Origin of the sequence: Corynebacterium sp. Marseille-Q2823, assembly GCF_903645345.1 — a bacterium.
Taxonomy (GTDB): domain Bacteria; phylum Actinomycetota; class Actinomycetes; order Mycobacteriales; family Mycobacteriaceae; genus Corynebacterium; species Corynebacterium hiratae.
In genome coordinates this window covers 353,406-368,740 of the sequence record NZ_CAHJXS010000001.1, presented here as the reverse complement: position 1 = coordinate 368,740, position 15,335 = coordinate 353,406, and the positions used below count along the sequence as shown (strand labels likewise).

The window sequence follows — 15,335 nt, the reverse complement described above, 5'->3', positions numbered from 1 at the left end:
CGGGAAGATTTAAGCGTTGATCTTGGCGAGCTCGTCGACGACGCGGGATTCCAGATCCTCGCGCAGGGACTCGACCGGGATGCGGGAGATGACTTCGGAGAAGAAGCCGCGGATGATGAGGCGGCGTGCCTCGGCGGCAGGAATACCGCGGGACATGAGGTAGAACAGCTCAAGGTCATCGAAGCGGCCCACCGTCGCGGCGTGGCCAGCACCGACGATCTCACCGGTCTGGATCTCCAGGTTCGGGATGGCGTCAGCGCGCGCACCCTCGGTGAGGATCAAGTTGTTGTTCGTCTCATAGGTGTCCGTGTTGTTCGCATTCTTGCGGATGAGCACGTCACCGACCCAGCAGGTGCGGGCCTCCGGGGTGCGGGAGGCGGAGCCGGCCTCGGCCTTCTGCGCAGCAGTAGCACCCTGCAGAGCGCCCTTGTAGAAGACGCGAGAACGGCAGTTCGGCACGTCGTGGTCCACCAGAAGTCGGTTCTCGAAGTACTGGCCGGCATCAGCAAAGTAGACACCGAGCAGCTCGGCATCGCCACCGGGGCCATCGAAAACTACGCGCGGAACAAGGCGCACAATCTCGCCGCCAAAGATGGCGGTGTTATGGCGCAGTACGGCGTCGCGGCCTACCTTCGCGATCTGGTGGGACAGGTGCACTGCATCGTCTTCCCAGTCGGCGTCGACGACGACGGTGACCTGGGAGCCGTCGCCCAGCACGAACTCCACGTTGTCTGCGTGGGTACCGGAACCGACGTACTTAAGAACGATGGTGACCTCCGCGTGATTGCCCACGTGGATGGAGGTCGCACCAAAGGAGGTCACGCCCTCACCAGCGCCGGTGATGGTGATCTCCACCGGCTTATCCAGTCGTGCATCGGCGTCAACGCTGACGATCTGTGCCTCCGGCATGGAGCACCAGGCCTGAGCTGCAACGCGGTCAGCAGGTGCACCGGCGGTGCCGAGGCGGTCGTCGTCAGGCGCCACGGTTTCGGTCGTCACGCCTTCCGGGGCCACCACGTCAATCTTCTGGGCGGTTGCCGGCGCGAACTCACCATTGTGCAGCCCGCGAAGGTTACGCAAGGAGATGAAACGCCAGACCTCGTCGCGGCCGTGCGGGACCGGGAAGTCCTCGACGTCGAAGGAGGTGAACTGGTCTCCCTTAGTGACGTCAGCCGGATTAAATTCGTTGGAAGCTACCACTTAGCCCACCGATCCTTCCATCTGCAGCTCGATAAGACGGTTCAGCTCCAGCGCGTATTCCATCGGGAGCTCCTTAGCAATCGGCTCGACGAAGCCGCGCACAATCATAGCCATGGCCTCTTCCTCAGCGATACCGCGGGACATGAGGTAGAACAGCTGCTCCTCAGAGACCTGGGAGACCGTTGCCTCGTGGCCGAGGGTGACGTGATCATTGCGGATGTCGTTGTACGGATACGTGTCCGACCTCGAGTCATTGTCCACAAGCAAGGCATCACACTCGACGTTGGCTGCGGAGTTCGTAGCGTTAGCGTTGACCTGCACCAAGCCGCGGTAGGCCGCGCGGCCGCCGTTGCGGGCCACGGACTTCGAGACGATGTTGGAGGAGGTGTTCGGCGCCATGTGGATCATCTTGGAGCCGGTGTCCTGGACCTGGTTATCGCCAGCAAAGGCCAGGGAGAGGACCTCACCCTTGGCGTGCTCGCCGGTAAGCCAGCAGGACGGGTACTTCATAGTGACCTTGGAGCCGATGTTGCCATCGACCCATTCCATGGTGCCGCCCTCTTCGACCTTGGCGCGCTGGGTCACCAGGTTGTAGACGTTGGTGGACCAGTTCTGAATGGTGGTGTAGCGGCAGCGGCCGCCCTTCTTCACGATGATCTCGATGACACCGGTGTGCAGCGAATCCGAGTTGTAGATCGGCGCGGTGCACCCCTCGATGTAGTGAACGTAGGCTCCCTCCTCCACGATGATGAGGGTGCGCTCGAACTGGCCCATGTTCTCGGTGTTAATGCGGAAGTAGGCCTGCAGCGGAATATCCACGTGAACGCCCTTCGGAACGTACACGAAGGAACCACCGGACCAGCAGGCGTTATTCAGCGCGGAGAACTTGTTGTCGCCGGCCGGAATCACGGTGCCGAAGTATTCCTGGAGGATCTCCGGGTACTCGCGCACCGCGGTGTCGGTATCAACGAAGATAACGCCCTGGGCCTCCAGGTCCTCGCGGATCTTGTGGTAAACCACCTCGGACTCGTACTGCGCGGCAACACCGGAGACCAGACGCTTCTTCTCAGCATCCGGGATACCCAGCTTGTCGTAGGTCTCCTTAATGTCGTCCGGCAGGTCATCCCAGGTTTGGGCCTGCTTCTCGGTGGAGCGGACAAAGTACTTAATGTTGTCGAAGTCGATTCCGGACAGATCTGGGCCCCAGGTCGGAACTGGCTTCTTGTTGAAGACGCGCAGCGCCTTCAGACGGGACTCGAGCATCCACTCCGGCTCGTTCTTCTTCCGAGAAATATCGCGGACGACGTCCTCACTCAAACCGCGGTGTGCTGCCTGGCCGGCTTCGTCGGAATCGTGCCAGCCGTACTCATAGCCGCCGATAGAGGAGATGATCTCGTCATCGCTCATTTTGGTTTCAAGGCCTGGTGCCGGTTGTGCCTGTGTCAAAGCCCGCTCCTTTCTAGTTCGATTAGTTCTTCCCCGGTTCCGCCGCGGAAGGCGGGACTGGGGTTAAGGGGATATTCGTGGTGCAGATTCCATGACCATCCGCAATGGAGGCCAAGGGCTGCACATGTTTGCCTAATAGCGCGGAGAAGACTTCCTGTTCAGCTTCACACAACTCCGGATGCTCGGCCGCCACGTGGGCGACCGGGCAATGGTGCTGGCAAATCTGTACTCCGTTGCCCACCGACGTCACCGTGGCAGCATAGCCATGCGCGTCGAGCACTTCGGCCAGCTGACGCGCCACCTCCGGAACGGATTCCTGGTCTTCTACCAGGGGCTTCACGTCCTCCACGAGGCGCTCGAAGCGAGCCTTGGCGAAGCGACGAACCGCCTCCGGCCCGCCCGCTTCACGCAGTGCGGTGAGCGCTTCCGCCGCCAGCTGATCGTAGGCGTGCCCAAATTGGGCGCGGCCCTGATCCGTGAGGCGGAAATGCTTGGCGGGGCGACCACGGCCCACCGACTGCCCAGGGCGGGCTGATGGGCGGCGATGCACCACCTCGGTGAGTCCTTCCTCCACCAAAATGTCTAAGTGCCGGCGGATGCCGGCTGCAGAGAGACCGAGACGTTCACCCAAATACGACGCCGTTACCGGGCCATCCTTGAGGAGCAACAACATGACGTGTCGGCGGGTGTCGCCCTCAGTCGAGCGAGTCTCCCTAGGTAGCTCCTTCGTCACGGTGTACACCTCCTTGAATGAAACACTCTCTCTTTAGACAACACTAGTGTTCCTTAATTCATTCCCGATTTCCACTCTTTCATTCGTGTCGCGGGCAGCTCGTCCTCTCTCAGCACCGAGCGACTAAGGTAGACACTCATGAATATGGAGCGCGATTACACCCGATCGGGGCGATTGCACCGCGTCTTTTGGGGCGTGCGCGATGAACTCCCCCGCATGGGCCTGCCCGGATCCCGGTCCGCGCTCTTGCACCAAGATTTTCCAGATTCTTCCGACGGCGCAGAGGGCGCCGCGCTTGGCGACGTCCACCGCCACACCATCGCCCAGCTGCGCACGCTCTTTAGCCTCCGGTGGCTCGGCACCATTGGTGCGCTACTCATTGCGCTCGGCGGATTGGGCGCCGGTGCGCTTCCGGTGGTGGGCAACCCCTATGAGTCTCTGCCTTTTGGCTCGCTCATGACGCGGATGCTGCAGTCAGCCTCCGCCATCGTGTTCATCGGGGTCGGTTTCATGGTCACGGCGTGGATTTGCATGGCACCGCTGGTGGGTGCGCCCCTGCGTCTGCAGAAGCCGGCCAAGGTTCGGCGCTTTAGCCACTCGCCCCGGGTGGTCACGCAGAGCCAGATGTGGCGCACCTGGCTAGGGTGGGTTCTCCCGCTTTTGGTGACCGCTCCCCTGTTCACGCAGGACATTTACTCCTACCTCGCTAACGGCTCCATCGTGCTCCAAGGCCTCGATCCCTATTCGGCGGGGCCGGTGGAGCTACTGGGTGCCGATAACGACCTGGCCCGCTCCGTCCCGTTCATCTGGGCGAACTCACCTTCCCCTTATGGCCCGGTGGCGCTAGGTGTAGCGGCGGTGGTGAGTTGGATGACGAACGACTCCATTATCTGGGGTGTTGTCCTGCACCGGGTGCTGTCCCTCATCGGCATCATCGCCGCAGGTTGGGCCATCGCGCGGCTTGCTACGCGCTGCCGAGTATCCCCGGAAGCAGCGCTGTGGCTGGGCATCCTTAACCCTTTGACAATCCTCCACCTCGTCGGAGGCATCCACAATGAATCCTTCATGCTGGGGCTAGCTCTCGTCGGTGTGGAGCTGGGGTTGCGGGCGGTTAACGATTCCCACGAGGCCCGCTGGCGAGCATGGTCGTTGTTTATCGCATCTGGCGTCCTGATCTCGTGTGCCGGAATGGTCAAGGTGACTGGCTTTATCGGCCTCGGCTTCGTCGGCATGGCGGCGGCGCGCAGGCTCGTCGACAAGCACGGCGTGTCCGGAGTGCGGGCAGTGCTGGGCGCAGGGGCCGCGCAGCTTCTCCTGCTTGCCGCCTCCATCGCTGCAGTTACGGTACTCACGGGCATCGACATTGGTTGGGTCTTTGGCCAGGGCGGCGCGGCCACCATCCGGTCGTGGCTGTCTGCGACGACCTCCGTAGGCGTCGGCGCCGGCTTCCTTGGGATGCTGTTGGGATTGGGCGATCACACCGAGGCCATCCTCACCGTGACCCGCACCGTGGGCGTCATCATTGCCGCGGGCTTTATGATCCGCATGCTCTTTGCCACCTACCGCGGCGCCATCCACCCCGTGGGCGGCCTGGGGGTATCGACCTTCGTGCTCGTGGTGTTCTTTCCTGTCGTCCAACCCTGGTACATCCTGTGGGCGGTGCTGCCGCTGGCGGCCTGGGCCAACCGGCGCTTCTTCCGCATGGCGGTGATCATCTACTCCGGGTTCATGAGTTTCATCGTGCTTCCCCGCGGCCTCGGCCTTCCCCCGGGGACAGTCTTCGTCATTTATCTTGCCGCCTTGGTGACTTTCCTCGTCCTCGCCGGCGTGGGGTGGGTTGCTTTGCGCAGGGCGGGCGTGCGTGTCCTAAACTAGCGATTCGTGACTACATCAGCTCTTGTCTTAGATAACGTCATGAAGACCTATGGCGACGTCAACGCAGTGAATGGGCTGAGTTTCCGTGCCAACTACGGTGAGATCCTGTGCTTGCTGGCCCTAACGGTGCAGGCAAGACCACCACCATCGAGATGTGTGAGGGTTTCAAGAAGCCTACGTCGGGCCACATCGAGGTGCTGGGGCTTAACCCCGCGCGCAATCCCGATGCTGTGCGCTCCCGCATCGGCATCATGCTGCAGGGCGGCGGCTCCTATTCCGGAATCAAAGTCAAGGAGATGCTTGAGCTTAGCGCCTCCTATAACGAGAATCCCTTGGACCCGGAGTGGCTGCTGGACACGCTCGGACTGCGCGGGGTGGCGAAGAGCAGCTACCGCCGCCTGTCCGGCGGGCAACAACAACGTCTTTCCCTAGCCCTTGCGATCATCGGGCGCCCAGAGTTGGTCTTTCTCGATGAACCCACCGCAGGAATGGATGCCCAGTCGCGCCTTGCCGTGTGGGACCTCATCCGCGCCCTCCGAGCCGATGGCGTAACCGTCATCCTCACCACGCACCTCATGGATGAAGCGGAAGCGCTCAGCGACCGCGTCGTCATTATTGACCACGGCCAACTCGTGGCGAGCGGCACCGCAGCATCGCTGACGGACTCGGCCGATGTTCCACAGGGGAATTTCGATACCGCCACACCAGTGGACCTCGAGGCGCTGCGGGACGCCGGCATCGCGGCGGAAGCTCTCCGCCCCCTGCATTACCGTCTCACCTCGGAGGCCAGCCCCGCCGGCATCGCGGCGCTGGCATCGTCCTTGGCCGCGCAAAACGTCATCCTCCGCAACCTGCACACCTCGCACCGGAATCTCGAGGAAGTCTTCCTCGATCTCACGGGCCGCGACATGCGCAGCTAGAACCGCCCTCGGCCATTTAGCACGATTCTTTCATCAAGTTGTTTGAACAAGGAGAAGCTCCATGAGCACCTTCGCACCCGGCACTTTTAGCCCGCACCCGCAGCGCGTGGGTGTAGCGGCCATGGCACGTGCCCAAGGGGCTATCGAATCCAAGCTCATGCTGCGCCACGGTGAGCAGCAGCTGCTGAGCATCATCATCCCAGTGGCCATCCTGATCGGCGCCGCGACACTGCAAGACAGCACCGGCCACGGCGTGGAGGAAATCTTCCCCATGGTGCTGGCCGTTGCGGCGACCTCCTCCGGTTTCACGGGTCAGGCCATCTCCTTGGCTTTCGACCGTCGCTATGGTGCGCTGAAACGCACAGGCGCTTCAGGCGTTCCTGCCTGGGCCATTGTGGTGGGAAAGATTCTCGCCGTGCTGTCGATGGTGGTGCTCCAGGTCCTTGTGCTGGGGACGATTGCCGCCTTCCTGGGGCTGCGCATCACCGCTGGGGGTGTAGCCATCGGCGTGCTCACCCTCGCCTTGGGTGTGGCCACGTTTACGGCCTTAGGCCTACTGCTCGGCGGAACGCTGAGTTCGGAGGTGGTCTTGGCGGTGGCCAACCTCATTTGGTTTATTCTTCTCGGCACCGTCGGATGGGTCATGTTTTCCCAGGGGCTCGGTGATAACGGGGTGTTGACCCTCGTACCCACCGTGGCAATGGCCGCCGGACTCGATACCGCCCTGAACGGGTCCTTCCCGGGCTTTGAGCTCCTTGTACTCGTCGGGTGGTCAGCGGTGGCGTCGTTTGCCGCGGTGCGTTGGTTCCGCTTCGAGGGCTAAAAGTGATTCTTCTCCCTTGCGCGGTGTGACCCACCCGTCGATATTGGTTCCCGGATGGGGCCGGGCGGTAGGCTGAATAGCCGTGAGTACCGCCAATATTTCCTCTCCTCAACATTCCACCGCGCCCGCTGCGCCGACCACCGGTCCCTCGGTGAAGACGCAGCGCATCGTCGCGCTCATCCTCCTGCTCTGCCAGGGCGGAATTACCGTATCGGGCTCCATCGTGCGCGTAACCGGCTCCGGCCTTGGTTGCGTTACCTGGCCCAACTGCCACCCTGGTTCCTTGGTTCCCATCCAGGGCGCGGCTCCCATGCTCCACCAGGCCATTGAGTTCGGCAACCGCCTGCTGACCTTTGTTGTGGCGGCGGCGGCCATCGCCAGCATCGTGGTCGTTCACAAGGCGCAGCGCCGCAAGGAGCTCAAGGTCTATGCCTGGGCAGGGCTCGCAGGTGTTTTCGTGCAGGCACTCATCGGCGCCCTGTCGGTGGTGCTGAAGCTTTCCTGGTGGAGTGTGGCAATTCACTTCCTCCCATCTATGGTCCTGGTGTGGATCGCGGCCATGCTGTTCTCCCGCATTAACGAGCCCGATGACGGCACTCCCACTCGCCTCTTCCCCGCCGCCGTGCGCACCCTCGCGGTGGTGGCTACAGTAGCCCTGTCCATCGTTCTGCTGACCGGCACCTTTGTGACTGGCTCGGGTACACACTCCGGTGATGCTGGTGTAGGCATGGAGGGCCGCCTGGGCGTGGACACCTATGGCATGGCCATTATTCACGCGGTCTGCATGTACGTCTACTTAGCGCTAACGCTCATCGTGGTCTTCCTCCTGCACCGCACCGGCGCTCCCAAGGTGGCTAAGAAGGCCGGCTGGGTGCTCATTGCGTGCATCGTCATCCAATGGGCTATCGGTGTCACCCAGTTCTATCTCCACATCCCCCGCTGGACCGTCCCCTTCCACGTGGGCATGTCCTCAGTGGTCACGGCCTTCACCGCCTTGCTGTGGGCGCATGGCTTGCGCCGCGTCGGAAACGAGGATGGCACTACTGCCAGCACTGCCCAGCGCGGTGACGAGAACCTCCCCGCAGCTCACAGCTAGACAGAGCCAAAAGAGCCAGTAAAGCCACTACAACAGGTACTCGTAGCGCCGCCGTTCTCACCAGGAAGTGAGGATGGCGGCGCTTTTTGCTGCGCGGGTGCCTGTGCTTCGTTTAGCCTAGACACCATGCATGCTATTCAGGTGACCACGACCGGAGGGCCCGAGGTCCTCACCTACGCCGAGGTAGAATCCCCCACGCCGACGAAGGAGCAGTTGCTTGTCGACGTCTCCGTGGCCGGTGTCAACTACATCGACACCTACTACCGCGAAGGCATCTACAACGCCTCCGTGCCTTTCATCATCGGTCTCGAAGGAACCGGACGCGTTGTGCACGACCCCCAGGGAGAAATCGCCCCGGGCACGATGGTGGCCTGGGATCACGCTTTCGGCTCCTATGCGGAGCAAGTCTGCGTGCCGCGCGACCGCGTGGTGGCCGTCCCCGACGAGATTCCCTCCGCCGTCGCCGGTTCGATGCTCCTGCAGGGCATGACGGCGCACTACCTCACCCACGGTGTGTATCAGCTAGGGGAAGGAGCATCCTGTCTCATTACCGCCGGTGCAGGCGGCGTGGGCTTGATCCTCACCCAGATGGCGAAGTCCCTGGGCGCCACCGTCTATTCCGTGGTCTCCACCGATGAGAAGGAAGAGCTGGCCTACGGCGCGGGCGCAGACCACGTGTTCCGCTACAGCAGCGGCATGGCCGAGCAGGTGCGCCGTCACAACGGTGGGCGCGGCGTGGACGTGGTTTACGACGGCGTCGGCAAGGCTACCTTCGGTGAATCCCTTGAGGTTGTGCGACCGCGCGGCACGGTAGCGCTCTTCGGTGCCGCGTCGGGCCCCGTCCCGCCGATGGACCCGCAGCTGCTGAACAAGCACGGCTCCATCTTCCTCACCCGCCCCTCACTCGGCGCCTGGACCTCCCAGGAAGGCGAGTTCCAGATGCGCGCCCAGGCAGTGGTGCAGGCGGTCATCGATGGCGACCTCGACTTCCGCATCTCCGCGGAGTATCCGCTCGCCGAAGCTGCTCAGGCCCACCGCGACCTCCAAGAGCGCAAGACCACAGGCTCGATTGTCCTCCGGGTACGCGAAGACTAGCTCGCTAGAACAGCGCGGCCGACCATCCCAGCATGCGCCCGATGGGCTCCCAGCCCACGACGGCGTCGATGGACAGGCCGATAAAGAGCACCGACAGGTAGTTGTTGGAGTAAATAAACAGGCGCATGGGCTTGACCTTTGCGCCCTTCTTTACCCCTTGGTGCAGACGAATCGCCATCCAAAGGAAGACCGTGCCGGAAGACACCGCGGCCACCAAGTAGATCCACGAGGCCGCAGGGATGATAAGGAAGGTCACGATAACCGTGCCGATCGTGTACCACACGATTTGGCGGGTCACCTCTACTTCCCCGGCAACGACGGGCAGCATCGGCACCCCAGCCTTGCGGTAGTCCTCCTTGTACTTCATCGCCAGCGCCCACGTGTGGGGCGGGGTCCAGAAGAAGATAATGAGGAACAGCACCACGGCCTGCCACCAACGGTCCGGCTCCCCTGCCGGTGCATTATCACGAATGACGGCCCAACCCACCATGGCGGGCATACAGCCAGCGAGGCCACCCCAGACGATGTTCTGGGAGTTCCGCATCTTGAGGAACTTCGTGTAGACGATGACATAAAAGAAGTTGGTCAAGAGCACGAAGAACGCGGCCAACCACGAGTTAGCTAACACACCCAGCCAAAAGACGGATAGCGCTAACATGATCCACGCGAAGATCGCGGCGTTGCGCCGCGAGATGGTCTTGCGCACTAGCGGCCGGGCACGGGTGCGCTGCATCTTCTGGTCGATCTCATAATCGACAACGTTGTTAAATGTGTGGGCAGCCGCGGCACCCATCCATCCACCGAAGATGGTGGAGACGATGAGCCAGAAGTTGGAGGACACTGCTTCGAATCCACGCTGTGCCTGGAGCATAGCCGGGATTGCCGCCACGAGGAGGAGCTCAATGATCCTCGGTTTCGTTAGCGCAAAATAGGCCTTGATGGTCTCCAAGGAACAATCCTCCGTATATCCGGCACGTGGGTGTATGGCTTATGGGTCTGACGTACTGGTCGGCTGCCCGCGCTAAAAAGTTCCCGAGAACTTTGTGGCGAATCCCCGAAGCGTTCTTTGGGGATAGTCGCCGCCCACTGGTTGGCAGCGGGGCAACAGCGTCAACCATGCCAGACTACCGCCCGAAACCTGGTTTATATAATCCCCCGCCGAAGATCGAAAAACCTTTACACTGATTAACGGTATATCTGTTTCCAGAAGCGAAGTGAGGTTTTCGCCGTGTCGAACGAAAAGTTGTCCCCGGAACTGCAGGCTATGGTTGAGCGCCGTTATCCTTCGGACTGGAGTGACCTCGACACTCGCGCCGTGGATACCGTGCGCGTCCTAGCTGCCGACGCCGTCCAGAACTGCGGCTCCGGCCACCCCGGTACCGCCATGTCCCTGGCACCGCTGGCCTACACGCTCTACCAGCGCGTGCTTAACCACGATCCAGCCGATGTTCACTGGGCAGGGCGCGACCGCTTCGTACTCTCCGTTGGACACTCTTCCCTGACGCAGTACATCCAGCTCTTCCTCGGCGGCTTCGGTCTCGAGATGGAGGATCTCAAGTCGCTGCGCACCTGGGGCTCGAAGACTCCCGGCCATCCCGAGGTTCACCACACCGATGGCGTCGAGATCACCACCGGTCCCCTGGGCCAAGGCTTGGCGTCCGCGGTCGGCATGGCAATGGCCGCACGCAAAGAGCGCGGCCTGTTCGATGCCTCGGCCCCGGCCGGCGAATCCCCCTTCGATCACTTCGTTTACGTCATCGCCTCCGACGGTGACTTGCAAGAGGGCGTCACCGCTGAGGCTTCGTCCTTGGCGGGCACCCAGAAGCTGGGCAATCTCATCGTCTTCTGGGATGACAACCGCATCTCCATTGAGGACGACACCAACATTGCCTTCAACGAGGACGTGGCTAAGCGTTACGAGGCCTATGGCTGGCACGTGCAGACCGTGGAGTCCGGCGAAGATGTCGAAGCCATCGAAGCAGCTGCCGCCGCGGCACGCGCCGAAACCTCCCGCCCCTCCTTCATCCGAGTTAAGACCGTGATTGGTTACCCGGCACCGAACAAGATGAACACCGGTGGCGTCCACGGTGCAGCTCTTGGCGAGGATGAGGTAGCCGCCACCAAGGAGGTCCTCGGCTTCGATCCGGCGCAGTCCTTCCACATCGACGAGGAAGTCCTCGCACACACCCGCGAGCTGACCACTCGCGGTGCCGCGAAGCACGCAGAGTGGCAGGAAAAGTTTGACGCGTGGGCAGCTGCCAACCCGGAGGAGAAGAAGCTCTTCGACCGCCTCCAGGCTCGCGAGCTGCCGGCTGACTTCGCCGCAGAACTTCCGTCCTGGGAAGCGGGCGAATCCTTGGCAACGCGCAAGGCCTCCGAGGCCGCCATCCAGGCACTGGCAGCCTCCCTGCCGGAGATGTGGGGCGGCTCCGCCGATCTGGCAGGCTCCAACAACACGGTGATCAAGGGCGCAGATTCCTTCGGCCCAGAGTCCATCACCACCGATACTTGGACTGCCACCCCCTACGGCCGCAACCTGCACTTCGGCATCCGCGAACACGCCATGTCCGCAGTCATGAACGGCATTGCACTGCACGGCAATACCCGCGTCTACGGTGGTACCTTCCTCATCTTCTCTGAGTACCAGTACCCGGCTGTCCGCCTCGGCGCGCTCATGTCCACCGATACCTACTACGTCTGGACGCACGATTCCATCGGGCTGGGCGAAGACGGCCCGACCCACCAGCCAGTGGAAACGCTCGCTGCCCTGCGCGCCATCCCCAACCTCTCCGTCATCCGCCCGGCAGATGCCAACGAGACCGCCCAGGCGTGGGCGGCGGCCCTTGAGTACAAGGCCGCTCCGAAGGGCCTCGCTCTGTCCCGCCAGAACCTGCCTGTACTCGAAGGAACCAAGGAGAAGGCTGCCGAAGGTGTGCGCCGCGGCGCCTACGTCCTCGTTGAGGCATCGAAGGAAACCCCGGACGTGATTCTTATCGCCACCGGCTCCGAGGTACAGCTCGCCGTGGAGGCCGCCAAGCAACTCGAGGCGGACGGTACCGCTACCCGCGTGGTGTCCGCGCCGTGCTTGGAGTGGTTCGACGAGCAGGATGCGTCTTACCGCGAGTCCGTCCTCCCCTCCTCCGTCCGCGCGCGCGTCTCCGTCGAGGCCGGTGTCTCCATGCCGTGGCACAAGTACACCGGTTCCTTCGGCCGCACCGTGTCCTTGGAGCACTTCGGCGCTTCCGCACCTGCCGCGGAGCTCTTTGAGAAGTTCGGCTTCACTGCCGAGGCCGTTGCTGACGCCGCCCGCGAGTCCCTCACCGCTGCTCAGGCAGGCTAACCCCCCTACTGCTGTCCAATACGAAAGGACCCTGCACACACCATGACACATATTGATGAGCTGGCCCGTCTCGGTACCTCGACGTGGCTCGATGATCTCTCCCGCGAGCGCTTGGATTCTGGCAACCTCCGCGAACTCCTCGACACCAAGTCCATCGTGGGTGTCACCACGAACCCGGCAATCTTTGCTGCCGCAATGTCCTCCGGCACCTCCTACGATGCCGACATCGAAGCGCTAAAGGAAAAGTCCGCTACCGCGGACGACGCGGTGTACTCGCTCGCCATCGACGATGTCCGCAATGCCTGCGATCTCTTCACCGAGATCTATGAATCAACTGATGGCCGGGACGGCCGAGTGTCCATCGAGGTTGATCCACGAATCTCTGCGGATGCGGAGGCAACCTTGGCACAGGCCCGCGAGTTGTGGGCCAAGGTTAACCGCCCCAACCTCATGATCAAGATCCCGGCAACCGACGGTTCCCTGCCCGCCATCTCCGATGCTCTGGCAGAAGGTATTTCCGTCAACGTCACTCTGATCTTCTCTGTGGAGCGCTACGCGCAGGTGATTGCCGCCTACAAGGAGGGAATTCAGCGCGCCGCCGAAGCAGGTAAGGATGTCTCCACTATTCACTCCGTGGCCTCCTTCTTTGTCTCCCGCTTGGACACCGAAGTCGACAAGCGCCTCGAGTTGAACGGCTCTGATGAAGCCCTCGCGCTGCGTGGAAAGGCCGGAGTGGCTAACGCCCAACGCGCCTATGCGCTTTTCCTGAAGGAGTTCAAGGACAACGGTAGCGACTTGCCTTCCGGTGCCCACCCGCAGCGGCCACTGTGGGCGTCGACGGGAGTCAAAAACCCTGACTACCCTGCCACCTTGTACGTTTCCGAGCTCGCTGGGCCGGAGACCGTCAACACGATGCCCGAGAAGACCATTGATGCGGTTCTTGCGCAGGGGAACCTGCACGGCGATACGCTGACTGAAGCTTCTGACGACGCAGAGAAGGTATGGGCACAGCTGGAGGCTGTCGGCATCGACTTCGCCGATGTTTTCACCGTGCTCGAGCAGGAGGGCGTCGACAAGTTCGTCGATGCATGGGAGGAACTGCTTGCCTCGATGACAGACCGCCTCTCCTAAAAGAGCATGAGGTTTTAAGTGCTCACCATCGGCGCGCGCCACCAACGGCCATGCAACTGTGGCCGGCGGGGCGCGTGTCGCTATGCTGAGCTGTTGGACTTATCTCACACAGACCGAAAGGACACTTAGTGAGCACTACCAGCGCGTGGGTCAACCCGTTGCGCGACGCGAAGGACAAACGCCTGCCACGTATCGCCGGGCCATCCGGCATGGTGATTTTCGGCGTCACGGGTGACTTGGCGCGCAAGAAGCTCCTCCCTGCCATCTACGACCTAGCCAACCGAGGGCTGCTGCCCGCCGGCTTCACGCTGGTGGGCTACGGCCGCCGCGACTGGGACAAGCAAGCCTTTTGCGACTACGTCCGCGAGGCCGCCGAGGCGGGTGCCCGAACGACCTTCAGTGAGCATGTGTGGGAGCACCTCGCCAAAGGAATCGAGTTTGTCCAAGGCAACTTCGACGACGCTGGCTTTGATAGGCTCTCCGCCCGGTTGTCTGAGCTCAACGCTTCCCGCGGCACCGGTGGAAACTGGGCCTATTATCTTTCGGTTCCGCCAGAGTTCTTCTCCGATATTTGCCACCAGCTAGAGCGCGTCGGCATGGCGGACAGCACGGAAAGCTCCTGGCGCCGCGTCATCATTGAAAAACCTTTCGGCCACGATCAGGCTTCCGCGCGCCAGCTCAATGAGATCGTCAATGCCGTCTTCCCGGAGTCTTCGGTGTTCCGCATCGATCATTACCTGGGCAAGGAAACAGTGCAGAACATCATGGCGCTGCGCTTCGCCAACCAGATCTTCGAGCCGATGTGGAACGCGCACTACATCGATCACGTGCAGATCACGATGGCCGAAGACATCGGATTGGGCGGACGTGCCGGCTATTACGACGGCATCGGCGCTGCGCGCGACGTCATCCAGAATCACCTCCTGCAGCTACTAGCCCTCGTCGCCATGGAGGAACCCTCCTCCTTTGACCCAGAGGCGCTCCAGGCGGAAAAGATCAAGGTGCTGCGCGCCACCAATGCGGTGCACCCGCTTAACAAGACCACCGCCCGCGGCCAGTACTCCGCCGGCTGGCAGGGATCAGAGTATGTCAAGGGCCTGCGGGAGGAGGAAGGATTCGATCCGGAATCCACGACGGAGACCTATGCCGCTTGTACCCTCGAGGTCAATTCCCGTCGCTGGGCGGGCGTTCCTTTCTACCTGCGTACCGGCAAGCGGCTGGGCCGCCGCGTAACCGAGATTGCACTGGTGTTTAAGACCGCCCCGCACCAGCCTTTTGATCAGGGCCAAGCCGATGCGCTGGGCCAAAATGCCGTGGTGATCCGCGTCCAACCTGATGAAGGCGTCACCATGCGCTTTGGTTCCAAGGTTCCGGGCTCCACCATGGAGGTGCGTGACGTCAACATGGACTTCGCCTATGCCGAGGCCTTTACGGAAGAATCGCCGGAAGCCTATGAGCGCCTGATTCTCGACGCCCTCTTGGACGAGTCCTCCCTCTTCCCCACCAACGAGGAAGTGGAGCTGTCGTGGTCCATCCTCGACCCCATCATTGAGTACTGGTCCAGTATCGGACAGCCGGAGCAATACCGCGCTGGCACGTGGGGGCCGGAGTCCGCTAATAGAATGCTGCGCCGCCGGGGTCATTCCTGGCGCCGTCCGTAGGTCCTTAGGAGGAAT

11 protein-coding genes and 1 pseudogene are annotated in these 15,335 nt (G+C 62.1%); 8 read left to right on the top strand and 4 right to left on the bottom strand.

Features of this window, described 5'->3' with window-relative positions; translation table 11 throughout:
- Positions 1-9: 9 nt before the first annotated feature.
- From sufD to HWX44_RS01645, 3 genes are all read right to left on the bottom strand, one after another.
- Positions 10-1,200 (bottom strand): Fe-S cluster assembly protein SufD, encoded by a 1,191-nt coding sequence (sufD, locus tag HWX44_RS01655; RefSeq protein WP_175972926.1) that lies wholly within the window; start codon positions 1,198-1,200, stop codon positions 10-12.
- Complete coding sequence (gene sufB / locus HWX44_RS01650; protein WP_175972985.1) at positions 1,201-2,607, bottom strand: Fe-S cluster assembly protein SufB; 1,407 nt, start codon at positions 2,605-2,607, stop codon at positions 1,201-1,203.
- A 61-nt stretch (positions 2,608-2,668) separates the two neighbouring features.
- Positions 2,669-3,319: a helix-turn-helix transcriptional regulator gene (locus tag HWX44_RS01645; RefSeq protein WP_158395618.1), complete on the bottom strand. Its 651-nt coding sequence runs from the start codon at positions 3,317-3,319 to the stop codon at positions 2,669-2,671.
- Positions 3,320-3,517: 198 nt separating this feature from the next.
- Here HWX44_RS01645 and mptB point away from each other — a divergent pair, with 198 nt between their 5' ends.
- From mptB to HWX44_RS01620, 5 genes and pseudogenes are all read left to right on the top strand, one after another.
- Positions 3,518-5,254, top strand: a complete 1,737-nt coding sequence (gene mptB, locus HWX44_RS01640; RefSeq protein ID WP_175972925.1) for a polyprenol phosphomannose-dependent alpha 1,6 mannosyltransferase MptB — start codon at positions 3,518-3,520, stop codon at positions 5,252-5,254.
- A gap of 39 nt (positions 5,255-5,293) precedes the next feature.
- Positions 5,294-6,174: pseudogene (locus HWX44_RS01635) on the top strand (ABC transporter ATP-binding protein).
- A 61-nt stretch (positions 6,175-6,235) separates the two neighbouring features.
- A complete protein-coding gene (locus HWX44_RS01630) occupies positions 6,236-6,997 on the top strand; it encodes an ABC transporter permease (protein WP_175972924.1) in 762 nt (253 codons plus the stop codon).
- 82 nt (positions 6,998-7,079) lie between these two features.
- Positions 7,080-8,093, top strand: a complete 1,014-nt coding sequence (locus HWX44_RS01625) for a COX15/CtaA family protein (RefSeq protein ID WP_175972923.1) — start codon at positions 7,080-7,082, stop codon at positions 8,091-8,093.
- Between the two features lie 126 nt (positions 8,094-8,219).
- Positions 8,220-9,188 (top strand): quinone oxidoreductase family protein, encoded by a 969-nt coding sequence (locus HWX44_RS01620; RefSeq protein WP_175972922.1) that lies wholly within the window; start codon positions 8,220-8,222, stop codon positions 9,186-9,188.
- 4 nt (positions 9,189-9,192) lie between these two features.
- On the opposite strand, the gene HWX44_RS01615 is transcribed toward HWX44_RS01620, so the two are convergent.
- On the bottom strand, positions 9,193-10,137 hold the full coding sequence (locus tag HWX44_RS01615) for a heme o synthase (RefSeq protein WP_175972921.1): 945 nt from the start codon (positions 10,135-10,137) through the stop codon (positions 9,193-9,195).
- A gap of 315 nt (positions 10,138-10,452) precedes the next feature.
- Here HWX44_RS01615 and tkt point away from each other — a divergent pair, with 315 nt between their 5' ends.
- The 3 genes from tkt to zwf all read left to right on the top strand — a co-directional run bounded on the left by tkt (position 10,453) and on the right by zwf (position 15,320).
- Positions 10,453-12,528 (top strand): transketolase, encoded by a 2,076-nt coding sequence (gene tkt, locus HWX44_RS01610; protein ID WP_175972983.1) that lies wholly within the window; start codon positions 10,453-10,455, stop codon positions 12,526-12,528.
- A 42-nt stretch (positions 12,529-12,570) separates the two neighbouring features.
- On the top strand, positions 12,571-13,659 hold the full coding sequence (gene tal / locus HWX44_RS01605; RefSeq protein ID WP_175972920.1) for a transaldolase: 1,089 nt from the start codon (positions 12,571-12,573) through the stop codon (positions 13,657-13,659).
- Positions 13,660-13,868: 209 nt separating this feature from the next.
- Positions 13,869-15,320 carry a glucose-6-phosphate dehydrogenase gene (gene zwf / locus HWX44_RS01600; protein WP_369816149.1) on the top strand — a complete coding sequence of 484 codons (1,452 nt, stop codon included), beginning with the start codon at positions 13,869-13,871 and terminating at the stop codon, positions 15,318-15,320.
- Positions 15,321-15,335: the final 15 nt, after the last annotated feature.

Excerpts from the sequence above, each read along its gene's own strand:
- HWX44_RS01630 (WP_175972924.1), top strand. The coding sequence starts at position 6,236 with ATGAGCACCTTCGCACCCGGCACTTTTAGCCCGCACCCGCAGCGCGTG.
- sufB (WP_175972985.1), bottom strand. The coding sequence starts at position 2,607 with ATGAGCGATGACGAGATCATCTCCTCTATCGGCGGCTATGAGTACGGC.
- HWX44_RS01620 (WP_175972922.1), top strand. The coding sequence starts at position 8,220 with ATGCATGCTATTCAGGTGACCACGACCGGAGGGCCCGAGGTCCTCACC.
- tkt (WP_175972983.1), top strand. The coding sequence starts at position 10,453 with ATGGTTGAGCGCCGTTATCCTTCGGACTGGAGTGACCTCGACACTCGC.
- zwf (WP_369816149.1), top strand. The coding sequence starts at position 13,869 with ATGGTGATTTTCGGCGTCACGGGTGACTTGGCGCGCAAGAAGCTCCTC.
- mptB (WP_175972925.1), top strand. The coding sequence starts at position 3,518 with ATGAATATGGAGCGCGATTACACCCGATCGGGGCGATTGCACCGCGTC.
- tal (WP_175972920.1), top strand. The coding sequence starts at position 12,571 with ATGACACATATTGATGAGCTGGCCCGTCTCGGTACCTCGACGTGGCTC.
- HWX44_RS01645 (WP_158395618.1), bottom strand. The coding sequence starts at position 3,319 with ATGTTGTTGCTCCTCAAGGATGGCCCGGTAACGGCGTCGTATTTGGGT.